We start from the raw sequence: 18,784 nt of genomic DNA on the forward strand, positions 1-18,784 counted from the left end.
CCTCGACCGATATTCGGTCGAGGCCTGCGTCGTTCGAAATCAGAGCGTGGCAAAGAGATCCACCGTATTGCCGTCGGGATCGAGAAGAACGGCGTAACGCTGCCCCCACACGGCATCGAACGGCGCCTTGTGTCCGGGGAAGTCGGCTGCGATGCGCTGATACGCCTCGTCTACGGCAGCAGGTGTGCCGAAATCGAATGCCAAAGCGACAGGGTGTCGCCCCTCCCCGACAGCGAAGTCAGGATCGAAGCTTGCGATGGTGGACAGCGCGTCCCAGGCCAGCCGAAGCCCACCGTCGAAAGTGAACTCCACATGGGGAGCGTCAGCGGGTGTTTCCGGAATGTCGAGCCCGAGGGTTCGGTAGAACGCGAGGGAACGAGCGAGATCGTTGGTGACGATTCCGACGAGATCGAGTCTCGGAGAGACGGACACGGTATTTCTCCTGTTTCGGGTCGAGAAGTGATCGGCGAGTGTGTGACGATGATCTGATGACCGTCGCTGACACCCTCGCTCTCGACGGTAGTCGGACGGCAGCGTCGAGTCTTGAACAAAACGGCCACACCTATGTCGAAACTCGGATCACCGATTCGGCCGGCCTCTTCAGTTGCACGTGGAAAAGCACCAGCGAAGCCCATACGCCCACGGAAGCAAAGCGAATTCTTCCCGATCTCTGCGCCGACTTCATCGTCGACAGCGACGGAAGGTCGTGGCTTGTCGGACCTGCAACCAGTGCCGATCTGGTTTCGGTCGCCGCGGGTACGACGATGTGGGGCATCCGCATCAAACCGCCCGCTCTGCGGAGCCTGCTCGGCTCCGCGGCCGACGCGGTGCAGGATTCGAAGATCGCCTTCGACGACATCCTGACTTCCCGACAAGCTCGGGTGCTTGCCGATGCCCTTCGCCACGAGGCAGTCGACGCTCACCTACTGGGCCAGTTGTGGCGCGGACTGGAACCCGACCGCGGAATCGAGCGTGGTTACTCCGCGCTCATCTCCTCCCCTTCGACGCCGATACGAGAGATCGCTGCAGACCTCGGTGTTTCGGAACGTCATTTCCGACGCTCGATCACGTCTTCGGTCGGGCTGTCCCCCAAGCTGATTCAGAAGGTGCAACGAATGCAGGACGTGTTGACTCTCAGCCGCGGCGCAAATCTCACGCTGTCGTCGCTGGCCGGTCGCGCCGGCTACGCCGACCAAGCCCACCTCGCACGCGATACGCGGGCACTGGCAGGCCTGACACCGACTCAGCTACTGCGCGAGCACCGGTAACGATGAGCGAAGACCTGTTCTCCGCCCTCGATCACCTGGCTGCCACGTCAGCTGTCGTGATCGATCGCCCCCGCGGGTCGGCACACCCGCGGTACCCCGCGGCGATCTATCCGCTCGATTACGGCTATCTCGACGGCACGGTCAGCGCGGACGGCGACGGGATCGATCTGTTCCGAGGCTCGGCCGTCGGAACCGGCGTTGTTGCCGTGGCTGTTATCGCCGACATCGTCAAGAAGGACGTGGAAGTCAAAATCCTTCTCGAATGCACTGCGGATGAAATCGACACTGCTGCAGCATTTCTCCGTGACACTTTTGGTCTCGGTGCCACGATCCTGCAACGCGCTGTCAGCTGAGTTCGTCGAATCGCGGAACAAGGTACTCCGCAACCCACTTCGCTTCCTCGATCAGCGGCCAGCCCGCCAGAATCAGTGCAGTCAAACCGGTTCGGCTGCGAAGCGTGCGCACCGAGTCCGTGATCGAATCCGGATCACCGACGTAGTACACCGCCGACGACCCGGTGCCGAAGATGTCGAGCGGCGACCACGCCGTGATACCTGCATACAGACCGTCACCGACGTACAACTCCTCCGGTTCCGGAAGTCGGCCGGCCGCAATCTTGTCCGCCCAGCCCTGTCGCTGTGCGTCGCGAGCAGTGAAAGTTTTGAGGTCCTGTTTCCCCTGAGTACGACGACGCACTGCGTTGTCCAAGACATGGGCGATCTGCTCGACGCCTGTTTTCTCGAACAAGGAGCGGAACCGGTCGTGCGCCTGCGCCTTGGTGGGGCGAACGATCACTCCGGTGAGCGCACCGAAGTCGGTGAATTCGCGTCCGGCGGCCTCCGCCGCCACCCGTGCGGCAGAGAACTTGTCCTCGATGAACGAAGTTTCGCGCAGCATCGCCAAGTAGGTATCGAGAACCTTGCCTGAATTCGCCAGGCCTGCAGGCGAATCACCGGTACCCCACAGCGGAACCTGATGCCCTACGGGCGCATCGATACGCAGCGGCGTGTTGGGAAAGTTCGACTCGGTCCCTTCGGAGTAGATGCGGCGGAAGTCTGCCCAGTACTGCTCCCCCAACTCGTAACGCTCGTCGTGGGGCACGTTCATGTCGTACTTGGTCAGGATGTTCTCGCGTCCGTTGACCGAGTTGATCAACAGTCGGCCACCGCTGAAGGCGTCGAAGGTCAATGCCTTCTCCGCCAGCAGGCGCGCCGGAGTCATGTTCGCGTAGACAGCGACGAGGAACTTCATGCGCGTGGTGTGCGCTGCGGCCCAGGTCGCCGAGATGAACGGATCGTTCGGCCAGGTGGCAACCAGAGCACCTTCGAATCCGCCGTCGTCGATGGTCTTCGCGAGCTCGATCTGCCTGGCCCCGTCCACGGGGAACAGCCCACCGGGGCTCCACGGGTAGTCCCCGTCGGCCTGGGTGAGATACCAAAATGTCTTGACGCCCATCAGTTCTGCACTCCAACCGGCAGGTCGAACGATTCGATTCGGGCACGTGAGCGGATGGTGTCCGCATTCACGGTGTAGAGCGCATCGAGGTATGCGACTGCAAAAGACCCTGGGCCTGAGGCATTCTCCTCGGCGATCTCCGATGCCACGGCAACATGCGTGTGCGCAGCAACCAATCCGTCCAGCGCGGTCGGCGTCACGGCGAGGTAGGCGGCGACCAGGCCGCCCAGAGAGCAACCGGTACTGGTCACGCGTGGCAACAGAGCGCTGCCGCCGGAGACTCGGACGCCCAGGGTGTCACCGCCCGCATCGCGGCCGACGATGTAGTCGACCGGTCCGGATGCCGACACGGCATCCGCATGCTTCAAGAGTGACAGAGCGGCGGGCACTGCGTCGGCGGACGCGGAGGCACTGTCGACGCCGCGGGTGTCACCGCCGAGTCCCGCAAGCGCGATGATCTCCGACGCGTTCCCTCGGATGGCGTTGGGGTGAAAGCGCAGCAGGTCCACAGCGATACCGCTCCGCCAGGGTAGTCCGCCTACACCGACGGGATCCAAAACCCATGGCGTACCGGCATTTCGGGCCGCTTCCGCTGCTATCAGGAAGGCTTCGGCAGTCCCGTCGTCCGGTGTTCCGAGGTTGACCAGAACTCCCCCGGCGACGGCAGCGAACCCACCCGCTTCGTGGACATTGTCGATGTGAGCATTGCTTGCGCCGGCAGCGAGCAGGACGTTGGTCAAGAAGTTTGCCGAAACGATGTTCGTCAGCGATTGAACGAGCGGTACCTGATCGCGGAGTGCGTCGATCGCCGACGCGACGGTTTCGACAGAGACAGTGTCAGACATGAGAATTCCTTCAGGACGGGAAGTAGTTGGGGACTGCGGCGATTCAGGACTGCGGACATCGAACATCCGCAATCGCGCCGCCGGGCTCACTGCCGACAACCATCGGCAGGGTCGGATCTGCAGTCCATTCCTCCAACGAGCCGTCGTAGACTTTGACATCCTCGTGGCCGCTTCGGATCAGTGCAAGTGCGGTCAAGCACGCCGAAACTCCACCGCCGCAATAGATCACGACAGGCTCGGTGACGGCTGGTAGAACGTCGGCTGATCTCGACAAAACTTCGTCCACCGGAAGCATCCGGGCGTCGGCGTCGAGAAGGCTCTTCGCGGACAGATTCACACTTGACGGAATGTGTCCGCGTCGCGAGTATCTCGTCTTCTCCGTTCCCTCGTACTGCTCAGGCGCGAGAGCACACACCAGCGTTCCGGCTTCGCCGCCGCTGGACAGCGACGCAACGCGAGGTAAATCGACCCAGAGGCCCAGATCCGTCACGCTCCAACGCGTCGACGCCGACGTGTGGGTTTCGTCGTCGCCGCTCGCGAGAGCGAAGCCGCGTCGAGTCCAGTCGGCGAGGCCACCGTCGAGGACTCTTGCTTCGATGCCGGCGTTGCGAAACACCCACCAGAGCCGTGATGCCCAGGTGGTCGATCCCTGGTCGTAGATCACGATTGCCGCACCCGGCTCGATACCGCTCGATTGAAGATCGGTAACCAACTGCTCCGGTGACGGACGCGTGAAATGCAGCGCCGCTTCCCTTTCGGAGAAGACGTCCATGAGGTCGACATGCCGGGAACCCGGGATGTGCGAGGAGACCCAGCGGTCGTACCCGGACTCCGGTCGGTAGTCACCATCGAATCGTGCGGGAGGAAAATGCACCGTCGCGTCGAGCACAGCGACGCCTCCCTCACGCAGCATCGCGTCGAGTTCAGCGGCACCCACCAGCGGCGACGCGGTCTCTCCAGCCACTTCGGACCCTCTCCCTCGGAAACGAACAATCACGAACTTAAATGAGTACTAGCGTATACGCAAGTACTCATTCGTCGTCGATGGCATAATCGAACGCGCTCTACATGCATGCACAGGAATGGGGACACATGGATCTCGACGCCGATACGAGCACCACCGATCTGCTGGTGCCGGAGGCTGCGCTGGGCCGGTCCGATCAGACTTCGAGGCAGTACCTTCGCCTGCGTGCCGACATCCTGGCCGGCAAGTTCCCCCAGGGCGCTCCGCTGCACGAGACTCAATTGTGCGAATCGTACGGCGCATCGCGCACCCCGATCCGTGAGGCACTCAACTGGCTCGCGCACGACGGCCTACTCGAACGAGCCGCCCGCGGTTTTCGGGTCCGCTCCGGCACTCCCGAAGACGTCATCGAAATCTACGCAGCGCGGGTTGCCCTCGAATCGGAAGCCGCCGGCGCGGCCGCACTCCGTCACAGCGATCTCGACCTTGCCCGCCTGGACGGATTGCACGAGTTCTGCTGCACTGCAACAGAAGGCACCGAGGTTCGGTCCGGGAACTTCAAGTTCCACGAGGCACTCTGGCAGGCCGCCCACAATTCCACGATCACCTCACTGCTGATCCGCCTCACCACCCAATTGCGAATCTACGACAGCGGACCGCCGTCGAACTACGGCGAACCGGACCTGCTCAATTCGGAGCATCAAGAGATCCTGAATGCGATCCGCGCGAGGGACGAGTCGTCCGCACGTGGCCACATGCGCAACCATCTCGAGCGCAGCCGCGACCAGCGGATAAGGATGTTCGCCAGCCGCTGACCTCAGACAGTCCAGAGTCGCGGACTCCAGACAGCCCAGAGTTCTGCGCGCCGACGCCTACCCCGCCGTCTGTCACGCGGGGAGCGTGCCGGTCTCGACGTCGTACACGCTCTCGGCCGGACTCGACATCACTCGGTCCGCCATCTCCTGCTTGAGCATTGTCAGCCGCGCCTCGTCTTCGACCGTCCGGTCACCTTTGCGGGCGAGAGTGATGAACTCTTCGACGACAAATCCCTCCCGAATGGTCAGCGTGACGCTCGCGCCGCGATAGTCGACCCGAAATACATACAGTGCGAGTGTATTTCCACGTTCAGGTCTGGCCAGGGAACTGTCGACGGTGTACCTCCCTTCTGTCACCGCGCGCGTGACCAACTCGAACGCATCGCGCACTCCAGGTCCGCCATGCGGGGTGGCCACGACCAGCTCGCGACGCTCGACGGAGCCTCCCCCGCCGAGCACACCGAGAGCGCGCTCGAGAACCTTGTAAGCATGCGCCACGCCGCCCGGGGCATGCGGACCGTGATAGCGGAGGGCATCCTCGTACGTGAAGTCGAGCGTCGTCCCGTGATCGGTCACGGTGAGCGTGCTGGTCATGATGGGCGTCCTTGCCGGTCAGTCCTGGTCGATCGGATTGTTCCGCGAGACGATGAGCGGATCGATCGGGGTGAAAGGAAATTGCGGCAGATCGCGTTCCGGAACGCCGAAGGAGGCCGAGAGAACGCTGCGTGAGAACGCGGAAGCCGTTGCACGGTAGCCTATGTCGCCCGGCGTCGGCTGGTCGAAGAAGATGAGGAAGTTGATGTCCTCGTCACCTAGAACCTCGATGTGATGAGGATAGGCACGCGGAACGAAATACACCTGACCGGGCTCCAGTAAGTAGGTGTCGATCGAACCGTCCGGATCGAGAACTGTCATCCGCCCGCGACCCCGATGCACGTATCCCATCTCGGCAGTGACGGGATGCCAATGGGGCTCACGCATTCCGCTCTCACGAATAGTCAACGAGTACATCGAAAGATCCTCCAGCGCTGCCCAATACTGCTTGCGCGCCACCTTCGCCTGTCCGTACGGATAGGCGAGAGGGGCGATCTGGCCGTCGAGGTCGAAGAGATGTGCGTTGGGAAGGCCGGCGGTATCGGGAATTACGGCCGCACCGCCGCGCCGCACTATCTGGGACGCATCGGCTCTACCGAAGACATCGAAGGCTGATGCGGCGAGGTCGTAGGTATTGCCGAGCACCGCGTTCGACATTGCGCTGACGCTACTCTGCAACGAAAAGTGCTGCGGCAGAGAAGTACGCAGGGCGGCGATGATCTCCGCCTCCTCCTCTCCGACATTCTCGATGTGATAAATCGCGCCGGATTCGACGTGATACATCTGCCCCGCTCGCACCACGAAACTGGCGAACTCGTCAGCATTGCCCAACATCGAGACGAGCACGGTTCCGCTGGTGACGTAGGCGATCTGGTTCGCGTTGACGTTCCATTGTGGTTCACGGATCGCGCCGGGACCGAGAACAATTCGTTTGATCGACAGACCGGACAGGATCGGCAACGAACTCGTGTCGAGCTGCGAGATCGACCCGAGTTCGTTCTCGAAGACACTGGGGCCATTGCGTAGTGAGGCAACGTGTGTAGACATGGCAATTTTATCCTTCCCACTCTGGTCCTTTCGACTCCGGTCCTTCCGCCTCGCTGACGTCAGTCCTCGATGAACGCGAGAATGTCCTGGTCCAGTGTCTTCTGATATGAGCCGTAGATGCCGTGAGGTGCGCCCGGATACACCTTCAGCGTGCCCTTCTTCACCAGCTTGATCGCCTTCTCGGCCGCTGCGCCGATCGGCACGATCTGATCGTCGTCGCCCTGAGCGATGAGGAACGGAACGTCGATGGCTTCGAGATCGGAGGTCTGGTCCGTCTCCGAGAATGCCTTGACGCAGTCGTAGGCCGCGGCGAGGTTGACCAACATCCCTTGCCGCCAGAAGTCGTCCTTCGCCCCTTGCGAGACGTCGGCACCTTCGCGGTTCGCGCCGTAAAAGCTCTCGCTGAGATCCTTGTAGAACTGCGATCGGTCTCGCAGAACTCCCTCACGAATGCCGTCGAAGACCTCGATCGGTGTGCCTTCGGGGTTGCCGTCCGACTTGACCATGATCGGCGGTACGGCGCCGGCGGTGATCACCTTGGCCACGCGCCCTTTGCCGTGCTGCGCCGCGTACCGGACCACTTCCCCGCCGCCGGTCGAATGGCCAACCAGGACCAGGTCTTTCAGGTCGAGTGTGTCGATCAGCTCAGCCAGGTCCTTGGCATATGTATCCATGTCGTTGCCGGTGTACGTCTTCGACGAGCGACCGTGCCCTCGACGATCGTGCGCAATTGTCCGGTATCCGGCGTCGGCGAACAACTTCATCTCGACCTGCCACGCGTCAGAACTCAGCGGCCACCCGTGGCTCAGGACGATCGGCCGACCGACGCCGTGCTCGGTGTAGTAGATCTCGGTTCCGTCGGAGGTGGTGATGTAGGGCATGCTCTGCTCTTCCCTGTCGAGTCGTGGACTGAGGCCCGGACACGCTGCCCGACTTCCTCACCCTGCGAGTGCCCACTACGGGCGCGATCGACGCATCGATCGACAGAAATCACCACTGCTGGGTAAAACAGTCCGGCCCGACACCGCGGGGTGTCGAGCCGGACTGTTGTGTCAGATGAAAACGATCAGTAGTCGGCCTCGGTGTAGACGATCATGCCGCGCAGATTCTTTCCCTCCAGCATGTCGGCGTAACCCTCGTTGATCTCCTCGAGCTTGTAGGTCTTGGTCACCAACTCGTCGAGTTTGAGTGCGCCGCTTCGGTAGTGATCGAGCAACTTGGGAATCTGGGACCGTGGCCCGACCCCGCCGAAGATGGCTCCCTGCAAACGCTTCTGCAGAAGGGTCAGCTCGAAGAGACTGAGCGTCACCTGCGAATCCGCGTAATGCCCCATTCCGACGACAACAACCTGGCCACCCTTGCCCGTCGCACTGAGCGCGGGCTGAATGATGTCGCCGTGAATCTCGCCCACGGTGATCACGGTGACGTCGGCCATCTTGCCCCAGGTGATCTCGCCGATCACCGGTAGCGCTTCCTCGAGTGAGGCAAACGTATGTGTGGCGCCGAATTCCTTTGCCTTGTCGCGTTTGAACTCGACGGGATCGATCGCGATCACAAATCGTGCTCCGGCAGACGCCGCACCCTGCACCGAGTTGATTCCGACGCCGCCGACGCCGACGACCACCACCGTGTCGCCGACCTTGGCTCCACCGATCGCGGTGGCCGATCCCCAGCCGGTGGCGACACCGCAGCCGAGCAAGGCCGCCTTGTCGAGCGGGATGTCCTTCTCGATCTTGATCACCGACGCCTCGTTGACGGTCACGTACGGCGAGAATGTTCCGAGCAGGCACATCTGGATGACCGGCTCGTCGTTAAGGGTGACGCGGTACGTCTTGTCGGAGATCGCCTGCCCGGTCAACAGGCCGGCTCCCTCGTCGCAGATGTTCTGTAGCCCCTTCGCGCACGACGGACAACGTCCGCACGCCGGTATGAAGGCGAGAACCACGTGGTCGCCTTCTTCGACGCTCGCGACACCCGGGCCGACCTTCGTCACCACTCCGGCGCCTTCGTGCCCGCCCAAGGCCGGGTAGAAGGGCAGCGGGCTGGCGCCCGTACGCAAATGTTCGTCCGAATGGCACAGTCCCGATGCGGCGAGTCGGACCTGCACCTCACCCGAGACCGGGTCGCCCAGCTCGACCTCTTCGATCTCCCATGCCTGACCTGGCGCCTTGACTACCGCTGCCTTGACCTTCACCTGCACTCCTCGAAATTCTTCGTGATGCACGGACGACGAAAGAACGCGCCGGCATTTGTGTCACCGATCACACTCCAGGTACGAGTGTGCCTGAAGTAGCGCGAGAATACTGCCCGTCTGTGCGCCTTTTTGGTAGTCGGCGCTACCAAAAAGGCGCACGGCTAACATGGACACAGTGGCCAAGGGAACTCGCAAGACCAGAACTCGCAGCAGTGCTCCCGAGCGAGGCGAGTCCGGCCCAGTCGCCGGCACTTTCCCCATCGATACCGGGACGTGCGAGCTTGTCCGCGATCAGTACTCCGACGACAGTTGGATCATCCAGATCAACGGAGTGCCCAGTTCCCACGTGAACGTCGCGGATCCCACGGTGCTCGATTTCGAATACATGCGGTGGATCGCGCATCTGGTCGATTCCGAACGTGACAAGGCCGAGCGTCTGCGGGTCCTGCATCTCGGCGGCGGTGCCTGCTCCATGGCCAGGTACTTCGCCGCCACTTACCCCGACGCACGTCAGGTGGTGGTCGAAATCGACGGCGCTCTGGCAGAACTCGTGCGCGATTGGTTCGACCTTCCGCGCGCACCACTGCTGCGCATTCGTGTCGGCGAGGCCCGCGCCGTCACGGAAACTCTCACCGAGTCCACCCGCGACATCGTGATACGAGATGTCTTCGCCGGCAGCACAACTCCGACTCCGCTGACGACGGCTCAATTCACCACCCATGTACGACGCATACTTGCCCCGGGCGGTATCTACATCGTCAACTGCGGCGACACCCCGGATCTGCAGGGCGCTCGGAGCGAGGCCGCGACCATCGGCGCACAGTTCGAACACATGGCGATCATTGCTGATCCCGCAATGCTCAAGGGTCGCCGCTACGGCAACATGATCATCGCGGGCAGCGACCTACCGATCGGCGGGCAACCCGCGCTCGCGCGCGAGCTTCTCGGCGGCGGCGTTCCCGCCCACGTATGGCAGGACGCCGAAGTGCGTAAGTTCGCCGCGAACGCACCGGTTCGGCAGGACTGAGCGAGAGCTCTACTCGCCGCCGAACACCCTCTCCACCACAGCTTTTGCTCGACGCGTGATGCGCAGATAATTGTCGAGGAACTCCCCTGCGTCGTCGCCGTATCCGGCGACCTGCGCCACGGCCGCGAGGACGCGTCCGGGGCCGGGAAGCTGATCGGTCGGCTTACCGCGGACCAGAACGAGGCAGTTGCGTGCCTTCGTTGCGGTGATCCAGGCGTCACGAAGCAGTTCGACGTCACCTTCGCTGAGCAGTTCCGCGGCGCCGATGGCGTCGAGAGTCTCCAGCGTCGACGTGTTGTGCAGCGTCTCGATCTTGTCGGCGTGCCGCAGCTGCAGCAACTGCACAGTCCACTCGATGTCGGCCAGACCGCCGCGACCCAGTTTGGTGTGCGTTGCCGGATCGGCTCCGCGAGGAAGCCTTTCGGAATCGACGCGCGCCTTGATGCGCCGGATCTCGCGCACCGCCGCGTCACTGACGCCGCCTTCGGGGTAGCGGGTCTTGTCGATCATGTGCAGGAACCGCAGTCCCAATTCAGGATCACCGGCCACCGGGTGCGCACGAAGGAGTGCTTGAATCTCCCACGCCTGAGCCCACTTCGCGTAGTACGCGTCGTAAGACTCCAGGGTGCGTACCATCGGTCCGTTGCGACCTTCCGGGCGCAGTCCGGTGTCGACCTCGAGCGGTGGATCTGTACTCGGTGCCCCGAGAAGCTTGCGCACCTTGTCGGCAATGCTGTTGGCCCACTTGACCGCAACGGTCTCGTCGACGCCCTCGCGGGGTTCGCACACGAACAGAACGTCCGCATCGGATCCGTAGCCGAGTTCCCCGCCGCCCAATCGGCCCATGCCGATGACGGAGAAACTGGCGGGAGCCTCGGTCCCGAGTTCGGTGACACTCGCCTTGATCACCGCGGAGAGCGACGCGTTGAGCACCGCAGCCCAGACCGAGGACAGCGCCTTACAGACCGCGGGAACATCGAGCATGCCGAGGATGTCGGCCGAAGCGATGCGGGCAAGTTCGTGTCGGCGCAGCGAGCGGGCCGCGGCAACAGCGCGATTCGGATCACTGTGTCGACCGGAGGCGGTGAGGATCCCGCGAGCGACATCCTCTGGCTTCGGCTCGACCAGGCGCGGTCCACTCGGTGAATCCGCGAACAAACGGATCACGTCGGGAGCCTTGATGAGCAGGTCGGGTAGGTACGCGGACGAGCCCAGCACGGTCATCAGACGCTCGGCGACCGCAGCCTCGTCACGGAGCAGGCGCAGGAACCACGTCTGGTCGACGAGCGCATCCGAGAGCCTGCGGTAGGCGAGCAGACCGGCGTCGGGATCCGGTGTGTCCGCGAGGGATTCGAGCAGAGTCGGCAGCAGGAGCGCTTGAATACGACCCTTGCGCGAAGCGCCACTGGTCAGTGCGGTCAGATGTCCGAGTGCATGCTCGGGCGCCGTGTAACCGAGAGCGGCCAACTGCCGCACCGCGGCTTCGGGCCCCAGGACCAGCGCTTCCTTGTCCATCCGCGCTACCGATTCGAGAAGCGGGCGGTAGAACAATTTCGCGTGAAGGCGGCGAATACGATGCGAATTCCGCTTGATCTCGGCGCGCAGGACTCCGAGGGAATCCAGCCGACCGTCGGGTCGCATGTGTGCGGCGCGCGCCAACCAGCGCAGCGCTTCCTCGTCGTCCGGCGGCGGCAGAGTGTGCGTGCGCTTGAGCTTCTGCAACTGCAGACGATGCTCGAGCAGACGCAGGAATTCGTACGACGCGGTCAGGTTGGCGGCGTCGTCGCGCCCGACGTATCCACCCGCGGCCAAGGCGGTCAGCGCATCGACAGTGCTCTGCACGTGCAACGAACTGTCGGCCCGTCCGTGCACCAATTGCAGGAGCTGGACGGCAAATTCGACGTCGCGCAGGCTTCCGCGGCCGAGTTTGAGTTCACGCTCACGCAGTTCGGGGGGAACCATTTCCTCGACGCGTCGACGCATGGCTTGAACTTCGGGGACGAAGTCCTCGCGCTCGGAGGCGATCCACACCATCGGGCTCATCGCCTCGGAGTACTGGCGACCCAGCTCCATGTCGCCCGTCATCGGACGAGCCTTGAGCAACGCCTGGAACTCCCAGGTCTTGGCCCAACGCTTGTAGTACGTGATGTGGGATTCGAGCGAGCGAACCAGTTCTCCGCGCTTACCTTCGGGACGCAGCGCAGCGTCGACCTCGAAGAATGCGGAGGTTCCGATACGCATCATCTCACCGGCAACGCGGCTTGCCGTCGCGTCGGCCGGTTCGGCGACGAACACGACGTCGACGTCGGAGACGTAGTTCAGCTCGCGCGCACCACATTTGCCCATGGCGATCACGGCGAGCCGGATCGGACAACTGCCCTCAGGGCACACCGTTGCAATGGCTACCGCGAGTGCAGCGGTCAGCGCAGCGTCAGCCAGGTCGGAAAGCTGATGCCCCACAGTCTGATACGGCACCACCGGTTCGTTCTCGACGGTCGCCGCAAGATCAGCCGCGGCCAGAAGCATCAGCTGATCCTTGTAGCTCTTACGCAGAGCAACAACAGCTTCCGGTCCGGTCACGGTGGCGCGGTAGGTCAGTGAGCCTTCGGTGGCACCTTCGTCGAGCGTTGCACCCACGGCCTCGAGCAAGGCCGCAGTCGCCTCGTCCTTGGTCGGCAGAGCGGTGCCGTCGAGCAGTTTCCAACCGATCGGATCCGCCGCCAGGTGATCGCCGAATGCCGACGACGCACCCACCAGCGCGAACAAACGGCCGCGCAGGCTCTTGTCCTTGCGCAATGCCTGATCGAGTTCGCGCCACCCGTCGCCGAGCCCGTCCTTGATCCGCACAAGGGTGCGCAGAGCGAGGTCGGCGTTCGCGGCACGCGACAGCGACCACAAGAGTTCGATGCTCTCGGCGTCGACCCAACCGAGCTGACGCAACTCGTCGGCAGCGGTGGGCTCGACCAGCCCGAGTCGACCCGGTCCTGGAACTGCTGATCTCGCAGCGGGCGGTTTCACCGTCACAGACCGAGGTAGGTCTTGAGCTCGAACGGCGTCACGTGGCTGCGGTATTCCTCCCACTCACGACGCTTGTTGCGCAGGAAGAAATCGAAGACGTGCTCGCCGAGTGCTTCGGCCACCAGTTCCGACTTCTCCATCTCGCGCAGAGCGCTGTCCAAGTTGCTCGGCAGTTCCTTGTAACCCATGGCGCGACGCTCGGCGGAGGTCAACGACCACACGTCGTCTTCTGCCTCGGGCGGCAAGGTGTAGCCCTTCTCGATGCCGCGAAGACCGGCAGCAAGCAGGACCGCGAAGGTCAGATACGGGTTGCAAGCCGAGTCTGGGCTACGGATCTCGACGCGGCGCGAGGACGCCTTGTTGGGCGTGTACATCGGGACGCGGATGAGAGCCGATCGGTTGGACGGGCCCCACGACGCGGCGGTGGGAGCCTCTCCCCCGTGAACGAGCCGCTTGTACGAGTTGACCCACTGATTCGTGACCGCACTGATCTCGTTGGCGTGCTCGAGGATGCCGGCGATAAATGCCTTGCCGGTCTCGGAGAGCTGCATCGGATCGTCAGGATTGTGGAAGGCGTTCGTGTCGCCCTCGAACAGGCTCATGTGGGTGTGCATCGCGGAGCCGGCCTGATCACTGAACGGCTTGGGCATGAAGCTCGCCCGGACGCCTTCACCGATCGCGACCTCCTTCACGACGTATCGGAACGTCATGACGTTGTCGGCCATCGAGAGTGCGTCGGCGTAGCGCAGATCGATCTCCTGCTGACCCGGCGCGGCCTCGTGGTGGCTGAACTCGACCGAGATGCCCATCGACTCGAGTGCGTCGATGGCGTGGCGGCGGAAATTCGGAGCCGAATCGTGCACGGCCTGGTCGAAGTATCCGCCCGAGTCGGCCGGGATCGGCGGAGTGCCGTCGATCGGGCCGTTCTCCAGAAGGAAGAACTCGATTTCCGGGTGGACGTAGCAGCTGAAGCCCAAGTCGCTGGCCTTGCTCAACTGGCGACGCAGGACGTGGCGCGGATCTGCCCACGACGGTGAACCGTCGGGCATCGTGATGTCACAGAACATGCGCGCGGAATGCTGCGCACCGTCCTTGTGGGCCCACGGCAGGATCTGGAATGTCGAAGCGTCGGGTCGGGCGACGGTGTCGGCTTCGGAGACTCGCGAGAATCCCTCGATGGCGGAACCGTCGAATCCGATTCCCTCCTCGAAGGCACCTTCGAGTTCGGCGGGGGCGATCGCCACCGATTTGAGGTACCCGAGAACATCGGTGAACCACAAGCGGACAAACCGAATGTCGCGCTCTTCCAGGGTACGAAGCACGAATTCTTTTTGGCGATCCATGCACGCGAGACTAAGCAAGCCACGTTAAATCTGTGTTACATCAGTGGTCCCGGTTAACAGAGTGATTGGTCACCATCGAATAGGCGCAGCGTACGGCGTCGCGCCGGCTAACATGTGAGACCTTCTTCCGGAGCCTTCAAGTAAACGAAGTAGTCGACGACGGCATCGTCGACGCAGGAGTTTCCGTCCAGAACCACCGTGTGCTGGGTTCCGTCGAACGTGATGAGGGCGGCGCCCAACTGCTTCGCGAGATCCACTCCGGCCTGATATGGGGTCGCCGGATCCTGCGTCGTGGATACGACGACCAGCTGCGGCAGACCGGCGTCCGCGAGCGCCTGAGGGTCGAGCGCGTGGGGGCTGCCGGTTGCCGGAACGGGCCAGAACGCGCACAGGTCGAGCGGCGCTTGACCGGTCCCCCGTCCGTCGTCGAGGAACGGCGCTGCCTCGCGGTACCGAGTGTCGGATTCGCCGGCCTCGGCGCGGTCGGTGGTTGCCGGATCGTCCACGCAGCGAATGGCGTTGAACGCGTCGTTGATGTTGGAGTAGCTGCCGTCGTCTTCACGGCCTTCGTACATGTCGGCGAGATTGAGCAGCGAGTCGCCGCGTCCGTCGGCCAGACTCGACAGACCTCCACGCAACGGAGTCCACAACTGCGGCGAATACAGGGCCTGCTGGACGCCGGTGATCGCGTCGGAATAGCTCAGCCCGCGTGGATCGGTGGTCTCCGCCGGCTTCTCGATCAGCGGATCGACGAGTGCCTGGAAGCGTGCCTGCGCCTGCGCCGGATCGTCACCCAACGGGCAGTCCGTTCGCGAGACACAGTCGGCGACGAAGGCGTCGAATGCGCCCTGGAAACCCTGCCCCTGCAAGACCACCTCGTCGATCGGATCCTGCTCGGGATCGAGCGCGCCGTCGAGGACCATCGCTCGAACGTTCTGCGGAAAGGTCTCGGCGTAAGTGGATCCGAGCCGGGTGCCGTACGAGAACCCGAGGTAGTTCATCTTCGAATCCCCGAGAACGCCCCGAATGACGTCCATGTCCCGCACTACCTCGTAGGTACCGACGTGGGCGAGGAACTCCCTACCCGTCCGCTCGGCACACTTGGCGGCGTAGTCCTTGCTGTCCGCCTCGGCGAGGGCGATACCTTCCGGCGTCATGTCGACGTTGACCTCTGCACGCTCCGCATCGATCTCCTCCGGCGTCAGACACCGCACCTGCGGGGTCGACGCACCGATTCCCCGCGGATCGAAACCGATCATGTCGAAGCGTTCCTGCAATTCGGTGCCCGAACCCGACGTCGCCATCGACAGTCCGGACCCACCCGGTCCGCCCGGGTTCAGCAACAGCGAACCGATGCGGTCACCGGTGGCCTTCGAACGCGAGATCACTACCTTCGCGGTGTCGCCGTTCGGATTCGCGTAGTCGACGGGAACGCTCACCTCGGCGCAGTCGACCCCACGCCCCAGCGGCGCAGTTCCTTCTTCGACGAATTTGTCGCACGATCCCCAGTCGAGCGTCTGCTCGTAGAATTTCTCGAGGCCGGACGGCACCGCGGACGCGGCAGAACCAGCAGATTCCACTGATTCGGACGCGCCTTCCGAACTGGTGCAACCGACAACCAACACGAGCACTGCTGCGCTTCCGGCGAGGGCACCGGAGAGGCGAACGAACTTCGACATGCCATTGATGGTGCCAGGAAACCTCGGTAGCCAGCGGTTCGCCTCGTTTCGGCGCCTACCTGGTACGCGCGCGGTGATGTGACCCATTGCACCCTGTCAGCTATTCGTGTCGGCGACGTCCGGTGGCAGACTGAACACGTCATCACCCACACCCGGGGACCCGAAGGCGATCAACGCTCAGGGCCTCGAGGCCAGAAAGGGACAACGATGTCCGAAACACCTCTCTATGGTTCTGTACCCACTGCAAGCTCTACCGATGCACCGAAGCGTAAGACGCGCATTCACCACCTCGCCGAGATGAAGCAGAACGGCGAACGCTGGTCGATGCTCACCGCTTACGACTACTCCACGGCACGCATCTTCGAAGACGCAGGCATCCCGGTGCTGCTGGTCGGCGACTCTGCCGCCAACGTCGTCTACGGCTACGACACCACCGTGCCGATCACCGTCGACGAACTGCTTCCGCTCGTTCGCGGCGTCGTGCGCGGCGCCCCGCACGCACTCGTCGTCGCCGATCTCCCGTTCGGCACGTACGAAGGTTCGGCCGAGCAAGCCCTGGCGACTGCGACGCGATTCATGAAGGAAGGCCTCGCGCACGCCGTCAAACTCGAGGGTGGCGAGCGGATGAGCAAGCAGATCGCAGCTATCACCTCGGCCGGCATCCCCGTCATGGCTCACGTCGGATTCACCCCGCAGTCCGTGAACTCTCTCGGTGGTTTCCGCGTCCAGGGTCGCGGCGACGCGGCCGAGCAGCTTGTGGCGGACGCCATTGCAGTCCAGGAAGCCGGGGCGTTCTCCGTCGTCATGGAAATGGTCCCGGCCGAGATCGCAGGCCAGGTCAGCCGCAAACTCACCATCCCCACCGTCGGCATCGGGGCCGGTTCCGAATGCGACGCTCAGGTACTCGTCTGGCAGGACATGGCGGGTTACACGAGCGGTAAGACGGCCAAGTTCGTCAAGCGTTTCGGTAACGTCGGTGACGAACTGCGTTCCGCAGCCGCAGCCTATGCATCAGAAGTTCGCACAGGCGCTTTCCCGGCCGCAGAACACAGTTTCTGATCCGAGACCGGCGAACGCCGCCTGTCTCTCAACCAGCCAGGGGTGCGTTCAATGATCGGTAACCGTCGAAGTTCTACTGCCGCAGCTGTAGTCGGCGCGGCAGCTCTCGTCACGGTGCTGAGCGGATGCGCGGGAGGGTCCACCAACTCTCCCGCGCCCAGCAGTACTACGCCCGCGAGTTCCACCACGACGGCGCCGGCAACAACGTCCTCGTCCGGCACCACCTTCACCGACGCGCAGGTCCAGCAGTTGTGCTCGGATATGGAAGGGCAGCTGCAGAACTGGCGGACCGTCACCCCGACGCTCGGCAAGGGCGGACTGAACACGATCGTCATCACGTGGGCGACGCAGAACGGCATCAACCTGCTCGATCTCGCCCAGAACCGCGAAAGCATCGACGCGGCAACCTCGGCCGCGTGCCCCGACGTCCGGGGCGGCGCGATTTCCGCACTCGAGATCCCCGATCTCGCCTCCGGACTGGTGGGCTTCTGATGAGCGAAACGTCAGCACAGCCGTCGGCTCTGCGGAGTCTCTATCCCCCGATCGAACCCTTTGTCACCGGCTTCCTCGACGTCGGTGACGGCCAGAGCATGTACTGGGAAGTCAGCGGAAATCCGGACGGCAAGCCGGTGGTGTTCCTGCACGGCGGTCCCGGCGGCGGCGCGCAGCCGGCGGTGCGGCAGTTCTTCGATCCGGCCGCCTACCGCATCGTTCTGCTCGACCAGCGCGGCTGCGGTCGATCCACCCCGCATGTAGCCGACGGCGCCGATCTGTCGGTGAACACGACGGACAAGCTGCTGGGCGACATCGAAGCGCTGCGCGAACATCTTTCGATCGACAAGTGGATGGTCTTCGGCGGGTCCTGGGGTTCCACACTGTCCATCGCCTACGCCGAGGCGTTTCCCACGCGTGTCACCGAACTCGTCCTCCGCGGGATATTCCTCCTGCGTCGCAGCGAGATCGACTGGTATTACAACGGCGGCGCGGGAAACATCTTTCCGGAGCGCTGGGACAAATTCCTCGAACCGGTACCCGAGGCGCAGCGCGGCGAAGACCTCGTCGCGGTCTATCACCAACTGCTCCATTCCGAAGACCCCGACGTCGCGGCCCGCGCAGCCATCGCCTGGTCTGCCTGGGAAGGATCGACAAGCTACTTGTACCCACAGGCAGACAAGATCGAACAGAACTCCGAGACCAGGTTCGCCTTGGCCTTCGCCCGCATCGAGAACCACTACTTCGTCAACGGCGGGTTCTTCGACGAGAACCAACTCCTACGCAAAAGCTCCGCACTGCAGGGCATTCCGGGGACCATCGTCCAGGGCCGCTACGACGTCGTCTGCCCGGCCACCAGCGCCTGGGCGCTGCACAAGGCGTGGCCCGAATCCAAGCTCGTGATCGTCGACGACGCCGGACACTCCGCCATGGAGCCCGGCATCGTGCATCACCTGGTGGAAGCCACCGATTCTTACCGGTAAC

General features: G+C 63.4%; 18 protein-coding genes. 7 read left to right on the forward strand and 11 right to left on the reverse strand.

The annotated features are described in order from the left end of the window. Window positions 1-39: 39 nt before the first annotated feature. On the reverse strand, window positions 40-432 hold the full coding sequence (locus tag ACFQ6Y_RS21860; protein WP_378637080.1) for a VOC family protein: 393 nt from the start codon (window positions 430-432) through the stop codon (window positions 40-42). Window positions 433-488: 56 nt separating this feature from the next. Between ACFQ6Y_RS21860 and ACFQ6Y_RS21865 the strand changes: the two genes are divergently transcribed. Further along, window positions 489-1,268, forward strand: coding sequence for a helix-turn-helix domain-containing protein (locus ACFQ6Y_RS21865; protein ID WP_378637084.1), 780 nt, complete (start codon window positions 489-491; stop codon window positions 1,266-1,268). A gap of 2 nt (window positions 1,269-1,270) precedes the next feature. Further along, a complete protein-coding gene (locus ACFQ6Y_RS21870; protein ID WP_378637086.1) occupies window positions 1,271-1,621 on the forward strand; it encodes an inorganic pyrophosphatase in 351 nt (116 codons plus the stop codon). Here ACFQ6Y_RS21870 and ACFQ6Y_RS21875 read toward each other — a convergent pair. From ACFQ6Y_RS21875 to ACFQ6Y_RS21885, 3 genes are read right to left on the reverse strand one after another with little or no spacing between them, the layout of a single operon-like run. Continuing rightward, window positions 1,614-2,723 (reverse strand): LLM class flavin-dependent oxidoreductase, encoded by a 1,110-nt coding sequence (locus ACFQ6Y_RS21875; RefSeq protein WP_378637089.1) that lies wholly within the window; start codon window positions 2,721-2,723, stop codon window positions 1,614-1,616. The genes ACFQ6Y_RS21870 and ACFQ6Y_RS21875 overlap by 8 nt on opposite strands. Then, window positions 2,723-3,568: a hydroxyethylthiazole kinase gene (gene thiM, locus ACFQ6Y_RS21880; RefSeq protein WP_378637093.1), complete on the reverse strand. Its 846-nt coding sequence runs from the start codon at window positions 3,566-3,568 to the stop codon at window positions 2,723-2,725. Before thiM ends, ACFQ6Y_RS21875 begins: the two co-directional genes overlap by 1 nt. A gap of 43 nt (window positions 3,569-3,611) precedes the next feature. Further along, the gene (locus ACFQ6Y_RS21885) at window positions 3,612-4,532 is read right to left on the reverse strand and encodes a sulfurtransferase (protein ID WP_378637098.1); all 921 of its coding nucleotides are present in this window, start codon (window positions 4,530-4,532) and stop codon (window positions 3,612-3,614) included. Between the two features lie 128 nt (window positions 4,533-4,660). Between ACFQ6Y_RS21885 and ACFQ6Y_RS21890 the strand changes: the two genes are divergently transcribed. Further along, complete coding sequence (locus tag ACFQ6Y_RS21890) at window positions 4,661-5,347, forward strand: GntR family transcriptional regulator (RefSeq protein WP_020969908.1); 687 nt, start codon at window positions 4,661-4,663, stop codon at window positions 5,345-5,347. A gap of 72 nt (window positions 5,348-5,419) precedes the next feature. Here the strand turns inward: ACFQ6Y_RS21890 and ACFQ6Y_RS21895 are convergent, their stop codons facing one another. From ACFQ6Y_RS21895 to ACFQ6Y_RS21910, 4 genes are all read right to left on the reverse strand, one after another. Next, window positions 5,420-5,941 carry a hypothetical protein gene (locus ACFQ6Y_RS21895; protein ID WP_378637101.1) on the reverse strand — a complete coding sequence of 174 codons (522 nt, stop codon included), beginning with the start codon at window positions 5,939-5,941 and terminating at the stop codon, window positions 5,420-5,422. A gap of 18 nt (window positions 5,942-5,959) precedes the next feature. Then, complete coding sequence (locus ACFQ6Y_RS21900) at window positions 5,960-6,988, reverse strand: cupin domain-containing protein (RefSeq protein WP_378637105.1); 1,029 nt, start codon at window positions 6,986-6,988, stop codon at window positions 5,960-5,962. Between the two features lie 59 nt (window positions 6,989-7,047). Beyond that, window positions 7,048-7,869, reverse strand: coding sequence for an alpha/beta fold hydrolase (locus tag ACFQ6Y_RS21905; protein ID WP_003941629.1), 822 nt, complete (start codon window positions 7,867-7,869; stop codon window positions 7,048-7,050). A gap of 185 nt (window positions 7,870-8,054) precedes the next feature. After that, the gene (locus tag ACFQ6Y_RS21910) at window positions 8,055-9,182 is read right to left on the reverse strand and encodes an NDMA-dependent alcohol dehydrogenase (RefSeq protein WP_378637109.1); all 1,128 of its coding nucleotides are present in this window, start codon (window positions 9,180-9,182) and stop codon (window positions 8,055-8,057) included. Window positions 9,183-9,348: 166 nt separating this feature from the next. Here ACFQ6Y_RS21910 and ACFQ6Y_RS21915 point away from each other — a divergent pair, with 166 nt between their 5' ends. Beyond that, window positions 9,349-10,209, forward strand: coding sequence for a spermidine synthase (locus tag ACFQ6Y_RS21915; RefSeq protein ID WP_378637114.1), 861 nt, complete (start codon window positions 9,349-9,351; stop codon window positions 10,207-10,209). 9 nt (window positions 10,210-10,218) lie between these two features. On the opposite strand, the gene ACFQ6Y_RS21920 is transcribed toward ACFQ6Y_RS21915, so the two are convergent. The 3 genes from ACFQ6Y_RS21920 to ACFQ6Y_RS21930 form a co-directional block, all read right to left on the reverse strand. Further along, window positions 10,219-13,233 (reverse strand): bifunctional [glutamine synthetase] adenylyltransferase/[glutamine synthetase]-adenylyl-L-tyrosine phosphorylase, encoded by a 3,015-nt coding sequence (locus ACFQ6Y_RS21920; RefSeq protein ID WP_378637118.1) that lies wholly within the window; start codon window positions 13,231-13,233, stop codon window positions 10,219-10,221. Then, a complete protein-coding gene (locus ACFQ6Y_RS21925; RefSeq protein WP_003941637.1) occupies window positions 13,230-14,570 on the reverse strand; it encodes a glutamine synthetase family protein in 1,341 nt (446 codons plus the stop codon). The genes ACFQ6Y_RS21920 and ACFQ6Y_RS21925 overlap by 4 nt, the downstream gene beginning before the upstream one ends. A 107-nt stretch (window positions 14,571-14,677) precedes the next feature. After that, entirely contained in the window at window positions 14,678-16,249 is a 1,572-nt protein-coding gene (locus ACFQ6Y_RS21930; protein WP_378637121.1) for an alpha/beta hydrolase, read from the reverse strand. A 207-nt stretch (window positions 16,250-16,456) separates the two neighbouring features. Between ACFQ6Y_RS21930 and panB the strand changes: the two genes are divergently transcribed. From panB to pip, 3 genes are read left to right on the forward strand one after another with little or no spacing between them, the layout of a single operon-like run. After that, window positions 16,457-17,308, forward strand: coding sequence for a 3-methyl-2-oxobutanoate hydroxymethyltransferase (gene panB / locus ACFQ6Y_RS21935; protein WP_003941624.1), 852 nt, complete (start codon window positions 16,457-16,459; stop codon window positions 17,306-17,308). Window positions 17,309-17,359: 51 nt separating this feature from the next. Beyond that, window positions 17,360-17,800: a hypothetical protein gene (locus tag ACFQ6Y_RS21940; RefSeq protein ID WP_378637125.1), complete on the forward strand. Its 441-nt coding sequence runs from the start codon at window positions 17,360-17,362 to the stop codon at window positions 17,798-17,800. Further along, window positions 17,800-18,783, forward strand: coding sequence for a prolyl aminopeptidase (gene pip / locus ACFQ6Y_RS21945; RefSeq protein WP_378637129.1), 984 nt, complete (start codon window positions 17,800-17,802; stop codon window positions 18,781-18,783). Before ACFQ6Y_RS21940 ends, pip begins: the two co-directional genes overlap by 1 nt. Window position 18,784: the final 1 nt, after the last annotated feature.

The organism is Rhodococcus sp. NPDC056516, assembly GCF_042794655.1.
In the GTDB taxonomy this organism is placed as follows: Bacteria; Actinomycetota; Actinomycetes; order Mycobacteriales; family Mycobacteriaceae; genus Rhodococcus_F.